Genomic DNA, 14,384 nt, shown 5'->3' on the forward strand with positions numbered 1-14,384 from the left:
AGCGCCTATGGTACTGCCTTCACCGGCGGGAGAGTCGGTCGCCGCCAACCTTTTCTTTGCCAATGCCCCCTCCGCGCCTCGTGCTGCGGACGGGGCATTGCTCGTTTACAGCCCTCCCTACCCGCCCCACCACTCCTCACTGGATGGGGTAGTTAGAGGGTACATGGTGGATTATCCTTTACTTTTTGAAAGGATAGGTACAGAATAACTCTGGCAGCTGAGCTTCCTTTCGGATATTCCTGTGGCATTTTTATTAGGATACATTCAATTAGAGCGGCTGTATTTGATTAACGGCCTTTGTGTGGCTGCTGAAATTGATTCTGGATTGAGTAAGTAAGGCAACTTTGATTGTTACCTTCACATACTCATTTTGATCCTGATGGCTTTAGCGTATCCGTGGTTTCTGTTGGGCCTACTGGCCGTAAGTATTCCGATTGCAATTCATTTTTTTGAATTACGTCGGCCGCAGCGGCTCTTATTTACTAACGTTGGCTTTATTCGAGAAATAAAGCTTGTCACCGCCCGGCAGCGAAAGGTGAAGCATTTATTGGTGCTGGCCGCGCGTATTGGTTTTGTGGTAGCATTGGTGCTGCTCTTCTGTCAGCCTTTTCTACCGGCTCCCGAACAGAAGCTGCTTGGTGAAACAGGGACGGTTGCTGCTATTATTGATGCATCCCCGAGTATGGTGGTGGAAGGCAAAGCCGATACACCATTGCTGGACGAGGCTGTGGAGCAGGCGGAAGAACTCACAACCGTATATCCGGCCTCCGCACGCTATTTGCTCCCTACAGTTTCCTCGTCTCTGCTGTCAGCAACAGCTTTCCAGACTGCAGTCCGGCAGCTTGCTGTAACGGGGCAGGCCAAAAGTCTGAACTCTTGGTTAGGGCGGGCTGGTAGCACCGAGAAAGCTCAGCAGACATTCGTTTTCTCTGATTTTCAGAAGAAGGGAATAACTCCACAGCAGCTGCTGGCCGACAGCACTAGTCAGGTGTATCTGGTGCCGCTACAGGCCAAGGAAACGGCGAATATATACGTAGACAGTGTGCTGCTGGACGATGCCTTTGTGCGCTCTAGTGCTGATGTGAGTCTGCGTGTGCGGCTACGTAACGGCGGTATGCTGGCTACCTCCAACGTTCAGGTTAAAGTATTTGTAGGAAGCCGGCAGGTGGCGGCGTATCAGGCCAGCGTGCCGGCTCATGAGAGTGTGGTAACGGCAGTGCAGGTACAGCTACCCGATGGGGCAGTACAGCCATGCCGGGTAGAGGTGGAGGACTTCCCCGTGACGTTTGATAACACGTATTATTTCACGCTGCAGGCTTCCCCACAGATTCGCATCATAAACATTGGCGCGCCGCAGACTGCCCGGGCCGGCCGTGTATATGCCAATGAAACCATGTTTGCGGCCAGCAGCAGCGCGGCTCAGGGGCTGAATTACAGCCAGCTTAACGCGGCTAATCTGCTGGTACTAGAAGAAATACCCCGTCTTGATAATGCTTTGCGCGAAAATCTGCGACGGGCAGTGTTGCAGGGCGCTACATTGGTAATTGTGCCGCCAGCCGGGGGCACCGAAATGCAGGAAGAGTACAGCCGATTGTTCCGGGAACTGGGCATCGGGGGCGTGCAGTGGGAGAAAAGCCCTGGCACTACGCCCGTGTTGCAGGACGTAGCCGCTCCAAACCTGCAGAACCCGTTCTTCCAGGATGTGTTTGCCGCTTCCAACCAGCGGGCAGTAATGCCTAAGGCTGCCCCAGTGCTACGCTGGTCCCGCTCGGGCACGGATGTACTGAAGATGCGCAACGGGGACGGATTTCTGGCGGGCTTCACCAGCGGTAAAGGTAAAGTTTACCTTTTTGCCGCACCGTTTCAGCCCAGCTACTCCGATTTTACCCAGCATGCCCTGTTTGTGCCCGTGATGTACCGCTTGGCGATGCTCAGCTACCAGACCGAGCAGCGCGTGGCCTACCGGCTCAACCAAAGCACCATTGCCCTTAACCTGGTGCTGCCGGCCGGCCGGAGCCAACGAGATGAGCCCGTGGTGAGCTTGCGCAAAGATAGCCTGACGGTCGTTCCGGCCCAGCGCTGGGAAGCTGGCACGTTGCGGCTCACGATTCCGGCTACGGTACAGGAGGCTGGTTTCTATCAGGTGGTGTACAACAACCGGGTGCTGACTACGCTGGCCCTGAACATCGACAAGGACGAATCGGAACTGAGCTACTATTCGGCAGCAGAGCTGCGGCAGCTGATCGGGCCGAACCGGCCGAACATTCAAGTGTATGAGAGTGGTACCGACCGTTCGGTGGCGGCGCACTACAAAGCCCAGCGTGTGGGTACGCCCCTGTGGCGCTACTGCCTGCTACTGGCTCTGGTGTTTCTGCTGACCGAAGTGTTGCTGTTGCGCTTTATGGGCCGCCCGCAACGAGTAGCGGCCGCAGTAGCGGCCTAAGGCATAATTCGGGCAAAGTCCTCTATCTTGCCGCCTCACTTGCTTTTCGTCCGTGTCGTCTGAAGTTACCCCTGCCCAAACTGTATTGCGTACGGCCCTGCGTTTTGGCGTCGGCGCTGGTTTGTTGTGTACTTTCTGGCTGCTGGGCCTGTTGCTAACCGGCAATGACCCCTTCGGGCCCAAGCGGCTTATGTCGCTCTTTATTCCCCCGGTGGCCGTAATTGCCAGCCAGTGGATGCTACGCAGATATTTGCAGCCGGAAGGCCCGGGTATGAAGCGCGCCATCAGCGTGGGGCTGCTGACGGGCTTGCTGGCGGCCAGCACCTCGGCTATGGGCGTGTATGGGGTGGCCCAGTTGGCCGGCCCCGAGAAGGTTGAGGCTAGCAAAGCTTCCATGATTCGGATTGCTCAGGGCTCCAAAGCCGACTACTTGCGGCAGCCTGGCGGTAAGGAGGCATACGAGCGCACGATTCAGGGGCTGAGGGCCCTGAACCCCCAGGGGCTGGCTACCGACGACTTCATGAAGAAGCTGCTGTTTGTGCTCTTGCTGAGCTTCCCCGGCGGCGTATTTCTGCGCAAATAGTACCTATCGTTTTACCGTTTTACTACCCTTCGGAACATGGAAAACTCTACTGCTCCCGCCGCTTCCACCACCAGCATTGCCATCCGGTATGGCTTGCTGGCCGGCCTGGTGATGTGCCTGCTTTCGTTTGTCATCAGGCTGCTGTTCACCGACCCTGCCAATCCGGTCAATAACGTTATTTATCTGGCGCTGATTGCCGGAATCATTTTGGCGCATAAGGACTATAAGCGGCAGCATCAGGGCTTCATGTCATTTGGGCAGGGGCTGGGCTTAGGCCTGCTCATTGCTTTGGTGGCAGGAGTGGTATCGGGTCTGTTTTCTTACGTCTACGCCGAGTTTATTGACCCGGAATCTGTAACGAACATGATAGAAGGCATGCGGGCGAAGATGGAAACCGAAGGCCGCAGCCAGGACCAGATAGATACGAGCATCAGCTGGATGCAAAAGATGATGACCGGCCCGTTCATGATAGCCACCGTAATACTGGGCGTGCTGTTCTGGGGGCTGATTATTTCCCTGGTTGCCTCGGCTTTCACCAAGCATAACCGTCCCGAGTTTGAGTAAGCGTTTGTCGTCCCATTTCCCCGTTGAGCTCTCCATCGTCATTCCCCTGCTCAACGAAGCCGAGTCGTTGCCGGAACTCACCCGCTGGATCAACCGGGTACTTACCCAGCACGGGCTGACCTATGAGGTTATTCTGGTGGACGACGGCTCGACGGACAACTCCTGGGACGTAATTGAGGAATTGGCCCAGACCGATACCCACCTGCGCGGTATCCGCTTCAACCGCAACTACGGCAAGTCGGCGGCCCTGAACACGGGCTTCCGGGAAACGACCGGCCGCGTGGTGTGTACCATGGATGCCGACCTGCAGGACTCGCCCGAAGAGCTACCCGAGCTCTACCGCATGATTGTGGAGGAGCGCTACGACCTGGTGAGCGGCTGGAAAAAGAAGCGCTTCGACCCGCTGAGCAAAACTATTCCGACTAAGCTCTTCAACGGCGCCACCCGCTGGATTTCGGGTATCAGCCTGCACGACTTCAACTGCGGCCTGAAAGCCTACGACCAGCGCGTGGTCAAGAGCATTGAGGTCTACGGCGAGATGCACCGCTACATCCCGGTTATTGCCAAGTGGAACGGCTTCGGGCGCATCGGCGAAAAGCCCGTGCAGCACCAGGAGCGCAAGTACGGCGTCACCAAGTTCGGGCTGGAGCGGTTCGTTTATGGCTTCCTGGATTTGATGTCCATTACCTTCGTGAGCCGGTTTCGGCGGCGGCCCATGCACTTTTTCGGTACGCTGGGCTCGGTGTCGTTTCTGCTGGGCATGCTCATTACGCTCTGGTTGGTGGGCGAGAAGATGTACCTGGCGTTCCACAATATGCGCGCCCGCGACGTGACGGATCAGCCCCTGTTTTTCCTGGCCCTGGTAGCCGTTATTGTGGGCATGCAGCTGTTTCTGGCGGGTTTTCTGGCCGAGATGGTGCAACTCAACGGCCCGCGAATCAATGACTACCTGATTCGGGACAAGCTGAACGTCGAGTGAGGTAGTGCAGTCGTAGCAAGCCATGTCGACCAGCGGGAGACATCTCACGTGCAATGGTAATCTGATTACTATTGCACGCGAGATGTCTCCTCTCTGCTTGAGGCGCAGAATGATCGACAGGAAGTTTTTACTTTACCCTGATAACCTATGAAAGTCGTCATTATCGGTCCGGCTTACCCGCTGCGCGGCGGCCTTGCTACCTACAACGAGCGGCTGGCGCGGGCATTTCAGCAGGCCGGGGATGAGGTACGGCTCGTCACGTTCAGTTTGCAGTACCCCGACTTTCTGTTTCCGGGTCAAACCCAGTTCAGCACCGAAGCCGGCCCCACCGACCTCGACATTGAAGTCAGCATCAACTCCGTCAATCCGCTGTCGTGGTGGAAGGTGGGGGAAAAGCTGCGCCGCGAGAAGCCCGATCTGGTCATCTTCCGGTTCTGGCTGCCGTTTATGGGGCCCGCCCTGGGCTACATAGCCCGCCGCATCCGGCGCAACCGCCACTCGCGCATCGTGGCCATTACCGACAACGTCATTCCGCACGAGAAGCGCCCCGGTGACCGGCCGCTTACGCGCTACTTCCTCGCGGCCTGCCACGGCTTCGTGACCATGAGCCGCGCAGTGCTGGCCGATTTGCGCCGGCTCCACTTCAAACAGCCCGCTCAATATCAGCCCCATCCGCTCTATGACAACTTCGGCCCGCTGAAGCCCAAACCTGCGGCCGTGCAGGCTCTGCAACTCGACCCACAGTTCGGCTACCTGCTTTTCTTCGGCTTCATCCGGGCCTACAAGGGGCTCGATATACTGCTCGAAGCCTTTGCCGACGAGCGGCTGCGCCAGCTGCCCGTCAAGCTTATCGTGGCCGGCGAGTATTATGAGGATGCCGCGCCCTACGAGGCTCTAATCCGGCAGTACGACCTGGAAAGCCGCTTGGTGCGGGCCACCGACTTCATCCCCAACGAGAAAGTAGCCGACTACTTTTGCGCCGCCGATATGGTGGTACAGCCCTACAAAAACGCCACCCAGAGCGGCGTCTCCCAGATTGCCTACCACTTTGAGCGGCCTATGCTGGTAACCGACGTGGGCGGCCTGGCCGAACTCATTCCCGACGGTGAAGTGGGCTACGTGGTGAAGCCCACCCCCAAAGCCATTGCCAACGCCCTGGTTGATTTCTACGAGCACCGACGCGAAGCTGAGTTTACGGCCGGCGTGTGGGCCAAGAAAAAGGAGTTTTCGTGGAGCGAGATGATAACAGCTCTAAAAGCCGTAGCGGGGTAGGCGTATAAAGGTTTCGTCTGTCATCAGGAGCGGAGCGAAGCAATCCATCCTCTGAAATGTGACGAGCTTCCTTCAGTGAAAAGCCCTTTCCCATGCGCAACAGGAAAGGGCTTTTCTGATAAAAGGTCATTTTGTGCTTCGCAGAGGATGGATTCCCACGGCTGCGTCTTGCAAGGACACACAACTCAAACGGCGTTACACCGCCACGCTGGCCTGCACTGCCCCAAACACCTTCGCAGCCGGCAGCTCTTCCATGCAGCTAGTGCCTAGCTTGCAGCTGCCCCGGTAGAAGCATACGCACGCCCGCTCGGGCTGCACGATCTGGCCGCGGCCGTAGAGGTCGAATTCGTAGGGGTTGAAGATATTGTTCATCAGCACCGTGGGTTTCTGGAGCGCGATGCTGATGTGCATGGCCATCGTCACCTGCGTCACGATGCCGTCCATCTGATACATAAGGTTGATAAACTGCTCCAGCGGAAAGGTGCCCAGGTAGGCCGCGCCGGTAGCGGCGTATAGGCGCTGGTTGCGCTCATCCTCGGCCGTGCCGCCCAACAATACCGGTGCGTAACCGGCCTGCTGCAGCTTTCCGATTAGCTCCAGCCACTTCTCGTCGCTCCACAGGCGCGTCGTCCACCGGTCGCCGCAGCCGGTGTTCAGGCCGATGCGGGGCTTGCCCACCGGCAGGGCGCTCCAGTCGTAGCCTTTGTCCTGGTGGGTGTCGAAGACGTACTCCTCGTGCCGGAACTCGTAGCCGCAGAGCTCGAATATCTCCTGCACGTAGGGCTTTTGGTTTAACTGGCTCAGCTCGTCGAACACCCCGGTCAGGAACTTGTGGTTGGCCAGCTCATTGCCGGGCCAGGCCACGCCGTACTCTGGGTGCAGGGTGTAGCCGAATTTCTGGGTGGCCCGAATGGTGTCGTGCAGGGCGCAGGCTTCCTTGTCCTTATCGAGGTTGAAAAGCAGATCAAACTCGCGGGCCTGCAGCTGCAACACGCTGGTTAAATCCAGCTTCAGAATCTCGTCAATGGCCCCGCTGGGCAGAATGGCGGGCGTGAGCGTGAGCCAGGTGATTTTGCTGTTGGGGTAGTCCTGGCGCAGGCGGCGCAGCAGGGGCGTGGTCCGGATAACGTCGCCGATGGCCCCGAGCTTGATGATGAGGATACGCTGCTCAATGGGCGCGTAGCTGGGGCAGCCGGCACACTGGTAGCCGTGCTCTTTGTTGGGACGGCAGGGAATATCACCACGGAAGTGGCGGCAGTCGGGATGAACGGTAACGCCGTTGAGAGAAGCCATGCGGGAGGGAGTATCCCGCAAAGGTAGCCGAAGGGGCGACGCCTGCCGCAGCCCGCTTCGAAAAAGCTCCCTCACGGCAAGCAGTATCTCCGGAATTTGTGTCAACTTACTTTGTGACAAAAAATTTTGCCACAAAGTAAGTTGACACAAATTTTCAGCAGGCCGCTGCTACTATCGTATGGCACTGAGTAATTTCTCTCATGGCCGGGGGCCAACCCCGTTTCTTGGCCGCTTACAGTTGGTGCAGGCTCATTTTGGCCTTGCTCAGCAGCGCGTGGCCGACTTACTGCTCGTGCCACGGGCCACTCTGACGATGGACGAAAAGGGCCAGCGCCTAATGCCCCTGGCCGCCAACCAGCGCCTCGATGCGCTGCGCCGGCTGCTGCCGGTACCCTACGGCCCCGCGCCCGCGCCGCCCTTACCGGAGCCACGCCTCTCGCACGAGGAGCAGCAGCAGCTACAAAGGCGGCAGCGGAAGATTGCTTTGGAAGAATACCAGCCCCAGGAGGCCCTGAACCGGGTGCAGCAGCGCCTGCGCCAGGCCCAGCTGCGCCTGCAGGTGCTGCCCGCGCTGCGGGAGGCTTTCCCCGACGAGTGGGGGCAAACCTGGCTGAACACCTTCGAGGCCGAAGCCCGATTGTGGCTGGAGAGTGACGCCGGCACACCCGCGCTGCTGGCGCTGCGCCTGCGGGTACTGGCCTTCGAAAAGGATGAAATAGCCCGGCTGCTGGCTGCGCAGGAGCGGCCTACACCAGGTTGAAGGCCCGGGCGTAGAGGCCCAGCTCGGCCGCCGACTGGGGCTGGAGCTTCTGGCGAATGTTGCGGCGGTGTGTTTCGGCCGTTTGCACCGAGAGGTGCAGGGTTTGGGCAATCTGGGGGGAGCTGTGGCCCAGGGCCAGATGGCGCAGCACTTCCCGCTCCCGGCTGGTGAGCGTGGCAAAGGTGGCGGCGTTGCGGCGCAGAAACTCGTTTTCGTCGAGCAGACGCTGCACCCGCATGGCTAAGTGGGTTTCGGGCTGCACCGGCGAGGCTACGCAGAGCAGCAGCAGGGGCGCGCCCTGAGTATCGTGCAGCAGCAGGCGCATGGAGGTGAAATACCAGGTCCAGGGCGTGTGGGCATTGGCGCGCACCTGCTGAAAAAACGTAGCCACCGGCCCCAACTCGTTTTGCTCAATCAGCTGCCAGATCTTGGGGGCGTACTCGGCCGCATCGGCCGGATTGAAAAACCGCGTGTGGTAGTCGGCGCCCAGGGCCCGCAGCTCTGGCATGGTAATCTGGAGTAGCTCCAGCCCCCACGGCGACATATACTCCACGCCCTGGGTCTGAATGTTGTTGATGATAATGACGCCTGGGTACTGGGCCGCCGTAGCGGCTATTTCCGCCACTTTATGCGAAATGGCTTCTTCGTTGGACATGCAGCAGGTGGTAAATGCAGATAGGTTGGATCGGAGCGAGGAGCGGCCCGGAGGCCAACAGCTAACATAGAGAATATTCAATGACAGTTGCAATACTCCACGACCAAACAGCAAAAAGCCGGGACGAACTGCCCGCGCAGTTCATCCCGGCTTGCAAGCCGATTGATTTCAGGAATACTTACCGAGGCCAATTAGCTGCACGCATAGGTGCAGCCAACCAGCATTATTCCACTACCAGCTGGGTACGGCTCAGGCCGGCTTCGAGTAGGTAAAGGCCGGGCGTGAGGCCGGCCGTGGGCACCAGTACTTCCTGGCGGCCAGCTGGAATGCTGAGCTGACGAGCAACGCGGCCTAGTCCATCCCGCAGCACCAGCGGCTGGGCAGTTGGGGTGGCCGCGGGCAGGCGCAGTGTAATCGAAGCGCCGGCGGCAGTGGGATTGGGGTACACAACCAATGACGCGACGCCGGCCGCCTGGCGCACGCCTAGCATCAGGCCGGAGGTGCGGGTTACGAAGCCCGTGTCGTCGGTCGAGGTAGTCGACGTCAGAGTAGTAAAGTCAATGGTGGTAGTGCGTAGGTAGAGCCCGGCAATGGTAGCTTCACCGGAGCTGTTCAACGCTAGGTCCACAACGGTTTCATCACTGCCGCCCCCGGCCCGGACCGCTTGCGTCCAGGCCGAGCCCTCGACGTTAAGGCGGGCCACAAATAGGTCGTAGGAGTTGCCGCCAGCATCGGCATTGGTGAGCGACAAACCGCCAAACGGGGCACTAGGACTGGTAAACAACCCACCAACCGTGGCCTGCCCATTAGCGCTGATGGCCACTGCCAAGGCGGCTTCGGAGCCGCTGCCACCAGCCTGCACAGCCTGGCTCCAGATGCCAGCCGGGGTAAATCGGGCAGCAAAGACGTCGGAGGTACCGGTAGTGCCGCCGGCATTGGTCAGGGGCAACGTCCCAAAGCTGATGGTCGGGCTATTGAACGAACCCACAACGGTGGCATTGCCGGCGGCATCGAGGGCCACGCGCCGGGCTTGGTCAGACCCAGGGCCACCCATGCGGGCAACCTGGGTCCAGGTGCCCGTGCTGCCCAGACGGGCCACAAATGCATCATTGGTCAACCCCGCCGCATCTGCGTTGGTCAGCGAGAAGCTACCCACGCTCATGCTTGGGCCCTGGAAAGAACCTACTACCAAAGCCGTGCCGTCGGCCGCTAGGGCTACTCCTTCACCCCGGTCGTCGCCACTGCTGCCCGCGCGGACCGCCTGCGTCCAGGTACCGGCGCTGCTTAAGCGAGCCACAAAAACATCGGCTGTGCTACCGGTCGGATTGGTATTGGACAGGGTCGTGGAGCCGAAGCTGGTCGTGGGACCGTAGAAAAAGCCCGTTATGATGGCATCACCAGCGGTATTCAGGGCCAGTGCCGCCGGGTAGTTTGCAGCCAGGCTGCCGCCCTGCACGGCCCGCGTCCAGGTGCCTGTGCTGCTGAGCTGGGCCACGAAGACCTCGGCTCCGTTGGTAGTACCTGCTTTGGCCAGGCTCGTAGCGCCAAACTCGGCGGTGGCGCTATAAAAACCGCCCAGCACGGTGGCCGTACCATCGGCGGCCAGGGCCATGGCCCTGGCGTAGTCTTCGGCTGGTCCGCCGGCCCTTACGGCTTGGGTAAAGGTGCCGCCGCTATTCAGGCGGGCGACAAACACGTCCCGGTTGCCGGCGCTGGTGAGCGTGAAGCTGCCCAGCCTGATAGTGCCGGTGAAGTCGCCGGCTACCGTGGCCCCGGAGGCGTCGGTGGCGCTGGCGTAGATGCGGGCATTACCGGTACCGGTGGCAGCGGCCACCCATTGCCAGCTTTGCGCCTGAGTTAAGCCGGGGCCCGCCAGCAGCGCGGCTAGTAGTAGAATTTTTTTCATAGAGGTAGAATAAGAAAGAGACGTATTGGCAACAAATACGAAAGCGGCTTAGAAAGTCATACAAAACCCATTAACCCGTCATGTCGACTATTCTGCACTTCAAGCCTAGCGAGACATCTCACGTGCTGAGGTTGCCAAAGTAATCTGGTTACTGTTGCACGCGAGATGTCTCGCTAGGCTTGGCAGTCTTAACAGCTTCACTAGATGCCCACGTAAGTATGCGGCGTAATGGCCCGCAGCTCCGTCTTCACGGCTTCACTCACGTCCAGCGTGTCGATGAAGGATTGGATGCTGGTTTCGGAAATGGCCTCGCCGGTGCGGGTCAGAGCTTTGAGGGCGTTGTAGGGGTCGGGGTAGGCCTCGCGACGCAGCACAGTCTGGATAGCTTCGGCTACCACGGCCCAGTTGGCGTCCAAGTCGCGGTGCAGGGCCGCTTCGTCGAGGGCCAGCTTGTCGAGGCCGCGCTGCAGCGAGTTCAGCGCAATAAGCGTGTGGCCCAGCGGCACACCCAGGTTGCGCAGCACCGTGGAGTCGGTCAAGTCGCGCTGCAGGCGGCTGATAGGCAGCTTGGCGGCCAGGTGCTCCAGCAGGGCGTTGGCTACGCCCAGGTTGCCCTCGGCATTTTCAAAGTCGATGGGGTTCACCTTGTGCGGCATGGCCGACGAGCCCACTTCGCCCGGCTTGATAGTCTGGCGGAAGTAGCCCAGCGAAATGTACTGCCACACGTCGCGGGCCAGGTCGGTGAGGATGTTGTTGAGGCGCTTGAGTCCGTCGCAGGTGGCGGCCAGGTGGTCGTAGTGCTCAATCTGGGTGGTAGGCTGGCTGCGGTGCAGCCCCAGGCGGTTATTCACAAATACGTCGGCAAACTGCTTCCAGTCGACCTGCGGGTAGGCTACCTGGTGGGCGTTGAAGTTGCCGGTAGCCCCGCCGAACTTGGCTCCAAATGGCACCTGGGCCAGCAGCTCCACCTGGGCATCGAGGCGGGCCACAAACACCTGGATTTCCTTGCCCAGCCGCGTAGGTGAGGCCGGCTGGCCATGGGTACGGGCTAGCATTGGAATGGCGGCCCACTCGGCGGCGCGGGCGGCCAGCTGGTTGCGCACCAGCGCGTAGGCCGGCAGCAAAGAATGCAGCAGCGCGTGCTGCAAACTCAGCGGAATAGCCGTGTTGTTGATATCCTGCGAGGTCAGGCCGAAGTGGATGAACTCCAGGTAGCCGCCCAGGCCCAGGGCCGCAAACTTGTCGCGCAGGAAGTATTCCACGGCCTTCACATCGTGGTTGGTTACTTTCTCGTGGGCTTTCACCGCCTCGGCATCGGCCAGGGTAAAGTCCTTATAGATACCGCGCAGCGCCCCGAAAACAGCCGCATCCACGTCCTGTAGCTGGGGCAGAGGCAGCTCACAGAGCGCAATGAAGTATTCGACCTCGATGAGCACCCGGTAGCGGATCAGAGCCAGCTCCGAGAAATAGGCGGCCAGCGGCAGCGTTTGGCGGCGGTAGCGGCCATCGAGGGGCGAAACGGCAGTAAGTGGGGAGAGGGCAGCGTAGTCGGCAGCAGCAGTCATGCGTAGAAGGAAGTTGGCCAGAGTGCGCCAAAGGTAGCAAATGAGGCGGCGCGGCTACGGCCCGCGCAGTGCTTTTCGCTACCTTTGTTACCCGAGCGGCGGCAGGTTCGGCACGAAACTGGCCTATGCCTGCCGCTTCTGTTTCTTCTCTCCCCGTTCGCGTGACTTCAGCTACAAAGAAAAAAATAGGCATTGGCCTGGGCATCCTCGTGGTGCTATTGGGCGTGGCCCTAGGCGTATTTCTGCTCAAACGACAGGAACTGCTCGACTACGCGCTGCAGCAGGTAAAAGCCAAAGTAGAGCGGAAATATCCAGTTAGCCTGACGCTGGGAACCGCTCGTTTCACCGACCTCAACACCGTGCGCATCGATGGTATGAGCATGGTGCCCACCACCGCCAGCGCCGATACGCTGCTGCGAGCCCGCCAGCTCACGGTGTCCCTGAGCGTCCGGTCATTGTTTGCCGGGCGGCCCGTCTTCAGCAACCTCGAAATCAGTGATGCCCAACTCACGGCCCGCAAAACGGCCCGTACCGACAACTTCTCCTTCCTCTACAAGAAGAAGGGTGCCAAGCCCACGGTAGCCCGCGACACGACCAAGGGCGTGAACTACGGCCTGCTAGCCAACCAACTGCTCGAAGGCGCTTTCGACAACATTCCTGAGGAAGCCGATTTCCGCAACTTCCTCGTGACTTACAGCAGCCCCACCCACGAGGCTCGCATCACGATGCCACGCTTGGCTATTGAAGATGGCGACATCAGCGGCCAGCTTACGGCCGTCGTCGATTCGGTCGAAAACCGCGTGGGCGTGCAGGGCCACGTCGAGCCCGGCGACTATGCCCTCAATGCCGAGGTGTTTGGTCTGAACCGCCGCCCCGTAACGCTGCCCTACGTGCTGCGCCGCTACGGTGCCCGGGTGCAGTTCGACACGCTGCGCTTCAGCCTGACCGATAAGGAGCTGGACGACGACGAACTGACGGTGCGCGGCACCGCTTCGGCCGCCAATTTCATCGTGAATCACCCGAAGCTCTCCGACCGGGACGTGCGTTTCCCGCGCGGCGGTATCGAGTTTGTAGCCCGGCTGGGGCAGGCGTTTGCCGCCCTGGAAAAAGGCACGAAAGTGACTTTGAACCGGATGGAGTTCTTCCCCGTCATCAGCATCCGCAAGCTGCCCGTAAACGAGCGAGTAGTGGGCAAAATGATCAACGGGCTGCGCAAGCGTAGTGAAACCCTGGCTGGCCTACAGGTGAAAGCCGACGTGGAATCGGCGGAAACGGCGGCCAATACGTTTTTCGCGGCCTTGCCCGAGGGTATGTTCAACACCCTGGAAGGCATGCAGGGTGAAGGCACGCTTACCTACCGCCTGCACCTGGCTCTGGACATGAACCAGCTCGACAGCCTGCAGTTCAGCTCGGGCCTCACGCCCAAGAACTTCCGCATCAGCCGCTTCGGCCGCGAAAACCTGAACAAGCTCAACGAGGACTTTCTCTACACGGCCTACAACGACCAGGGCGACTCCATCAAAACCTTTGCCGTGGGGCCTTCCAACCCGAAGTTCACGCCCTACAACGAGGTGTCGGACTACCTGAAAGCTGCCATCCAGACGGCCGAAGACCCGCGCTTTATGACCCACAAGGGCTTCATGGAAAAGGCTTTTGTGAAGTCGGCCATCCAGAACATCAAGGAAAAACGGTTTGCCCGCGGCGGTAGTACCATTTCGATGCAGCTGGTGAAAAACGTGTTTCTGACCCGGCAGAAAACCGTGACCCGCAAGATTGAGGAAGCCCTCATCGTGTGGCTCATCGAGAATACCCGGCTAGTATCGAAGGAGCGGATGTTCGAGGTCTACCTGAACATCATCGAGTGGGGCCCCAAGGTGTACGGCGTAAACGAGGCGTCCCGCTTCTACTTCGATAAGCAGCCCGCTAGTCTGAACCTGTCGGAAAGCCTGTACCTGGCCAGCATCATTCCGCGGCCCAAGCGCTACCAGGCCTCGTTCAACCAGTACGGCGAAATGCGCAGCAGTGCCCGCTACTTCCACCGCCTCATTGCCGACTTGATGGAGCGCAAGGGTATGATTTCGGAGGCCGACCGCAACAGCGTTACCTACAACCTGAGCTTCCCCGGCCGGGCGCACGGCTCCATCTTCCGCGCCGTGCGCCCCGACACCACTCGTACCACCTTCGCCGCCGACTCCACCCAGTTTGAGCCGCTCAACCTGATTGATCTGCTGGGCGGCGAAGCTCCCGACGCGGGCGTAAACACCAACGCCGTACCGCCCACTGAAGCCACGCCGCCGAAGCAATAAGTAGCTACATTAAGAACAGAAAAGCCCCGCCGAATGTCTTTCGGCGGGGCTTTTTGGT

General features: G+C 59.7%; 11 protein-coding genes. 7 read left to right on the forward strand and 4 right to left on the reverse strand.

Going from position 1 to position 14,384, the window contains the following annotated elements; translation table 11 throughout:
* Positions 1 to 379 precede the first annotated feature (379 nt).
* The 5 genes from LGH74_RS24475 (at position 380) to LGH74_RS24495 (ending at position 5,841) form a co-directional block, all read left to right on the forward strand.
* The gene (locus LGH74_RS24475; protein ID WP_226180774.1) at positions 380 to 2,443 is read left to right on the forward strand and encodes a BatA domain-containing protein; all 2,064 of its coding nucleotides are present in this window, start codon (positions 380 to 382) and stop codon (positions 2,441 to 2,443) included.
* A gap of 52 nt (positions 2,444 to 2,495) precedes the next feature.
* The gene (locus tag LGH74_RS24480; RefSeq protein WP_226180776.1) at positions 2,496 to 3,026 is read left to right on the forward strand and encodes a DUF4199 domain-containing protein; all 531 of its coding nucleotides are present in this window, start codon (positions 2,496 to 2,498) and stop codon (positions 3,024 to 3,026) included.
* 36 nt (positions 3,027 to 3,062) lie between these two features.
* Positions 3,063 to 3,590 carry a DUF4199 domain-containing protein gene (locus LGH74_RS24485; RefSeq protein ID WP_226180778.1) on the forward strand — a complete coding sequence of 176 codons (528 nt, stop codon included), beginning with the start codon at positions 3,063 to 3,065 and terminating at the stop codon, positions 3,588 to 3,590.
* Entirely contained in the window at positions 3,583 to 4,569 is a 987-nt protein-coding gene (locus LGH74_RS24490; protein ID WP_226180780.1) for a glycosyltransferase family 2 protein, read from the forward strand. Before LGH74_RS24485 ends, LGH74_RS24490 begins: the two co-directional genes overlap by 8 nt.
* Positions 4,570 to 4,716: 147 nt before the next feature.
* Positions 4,717 to 5,841: a glycosyltransferase gene (locus LGH74_RS24495; protein WP_226180782.1), complete on the forward strand. Its 1,125-nt coding sequence runs from the start codon at positions 4,717 to 4,719 to the stop codon at positions 5,839 to 5,841.
* A gap of 195 nt (positions 5,842 to 6,036) precedes the next feature.
* Here LGH74_RS24495 and LGH74_RS24500 read toward each other — a convergent pair whose 3' ends face one another.
* On the reverse strand, positions 6,037 to 7,134 hold the full coding sequence (locus LGH74_RS24500; RefSeq protein WP_226180783.1) for a glycosyltransferase family 9 protein: 1,098 nt from the start codon (positions 7,132 to 7,134) through the stop codon (positions 6,037 to 6,039).
* Positions 7,135 to 7,408: 274 nt separating this feature from the next.
* Here LGH74_RS24500 and LGH74_RS24505 point away from each other — a divergent pair, with 274 nt between their 5' ends.
* Positions 7,409 to 7,894 carry a hypothetical protein gene (locus LGH74_RS24505; protein WP_226180785.1) on the forward strand — a complete coding sequence of 162 codons (486 nt, stop codon included), beginning with the start codon at positions 7,409 to 7,411 and terminating at the stop codon, positions 7,892 to 7,894.
* Here the strand turns inward: LGH74_RS24505 and LGH74_RS24510 are convergent.
* The 3 genes from LGH74_RS24510 to purB all read right to left on the reverse strand — a co-directional run bounded on the left by LGH74_RS24510 (position 7,881) and on the right by purB (position 12,020).
* Positions 7,881 to 8,549 carry a helix-turn-helix transcriptional regulator gene (locus LGH74_RS24510; protein ID WP_226180787.1) on the reverse strand — a complete coding sequence of 223 codons (669 nt, stop codon included), beginning with the start codon at positions 8,547 to 8,549 and terminating at the stop codon, positions 7,881 to 7,883. The two genes, LGH74_RS24505 and LGH74_RS24510, sit on opposite strands and share 14 nt — an antisense overlap.
* A gap of 223 nt (positions 8,550 to 8,772) precedes the next feature.
* The gene (locus LGH74_RS24515; protein ID WP_226180789.1) at positions 8,773 to 10,455 is read right to left on the reverse strand and encodes an autotransporter outer membrane beta-barrel domain-containing protein; all 1,683 of its coding nucleotides are present in this window, start codon (positions 10,453 to 10,455) and stop codon (positions 8,773 to 8,775) included.
* A 200-nt stretch (positions 10,456 to 10,655) separates the two neighbouring features.
* Entirely contained in the window at positions 10,656 to 12,020 is a 1,365-nt protein-coding gene (purB, locus tag LGH74_RS24520) for an adenylosuccinate lyase (protein WP_226180791.1), read from the reverse strand.
* Between the two features lie 161 nt (positions 12,021 to 12,181).
* Here purB and LGH74_RS25170 point away from each other — a divergent pair, with 161 nt between their 5' ends.
* A complete protein-coding gene (locus LGH74_RS25170; protein ID WP_226180793.1) occupies positions 12,182 to 14,326 on the forward strand; it encodes a transglycosylase domain-containing protein in 2,145 nt (714 codons plus the stop codon).
* Positions 14,327 to 14,384: the final 58 nt, after the last annotated feature.

The organism is Hymenobacter lucidus, from assembly GCF_020447265.1.
In the GTDB taxonomy this organism is placed as follows: Bacteria; Bacteroidota; Bacteroidia; order Cytophagales; family Hymenobacteraceae; genus Hymenobacter; species Hymenobacter lucidus.

Bases quoted from the DNA above. Each gene is read 5' to 3' on its own strand.
- LGH74_RS24500 (WP_226180783.1), bottom strand. From the start codon at position 7,134: ATGGCTTCTCTCAACGGCGTTACCGTTCATCCCGACTGCCGCCACTTC.
- LGH74_RS24510 (WP_226180787.1), bottom strand. From the start codon at position 8,549: ATGTCCAACGAAGAAGCCATTTCGCATAAAGTGGCGGAAATAGCCGCT.
- LGH74_RS24475 (WP_226180774.1), top strand. From the start codon at position 380: ATGGCTTTAGCGTATCCGTGGTTTCTGTTGGGCCTACTGGCCGTAAGT.
- LGH74_RS24495 (WP_226180782.1), top strand. From the start codon at position 4,717: ATGAAAGTCGTCATTATCGGTCCGGCTTACCCGCTGCGCGGCGGCCTT.
- purB (WP_226180791.1), bottom strand. From the start codon at position 12,020: ATGACTGCTGCTGCCGACTACGCTGCCCTCTCCCCACTTACTGCCGTT.
- LGH74_RS24485 (WP_226180778.1), top strand. From the start codon at position 3,063: ATGGAAAACTCTACTGCTCCCGCCGCTTCCACCACCAGCATTGCCATC.
- LGH74_RS24515 (WP_226180789.1), bottom strand. From the start codon at position 10,455: ATGAAAAAAATTCTACTACTAGCCGCGCTGCTGGCGGGCCCCGGCTTA.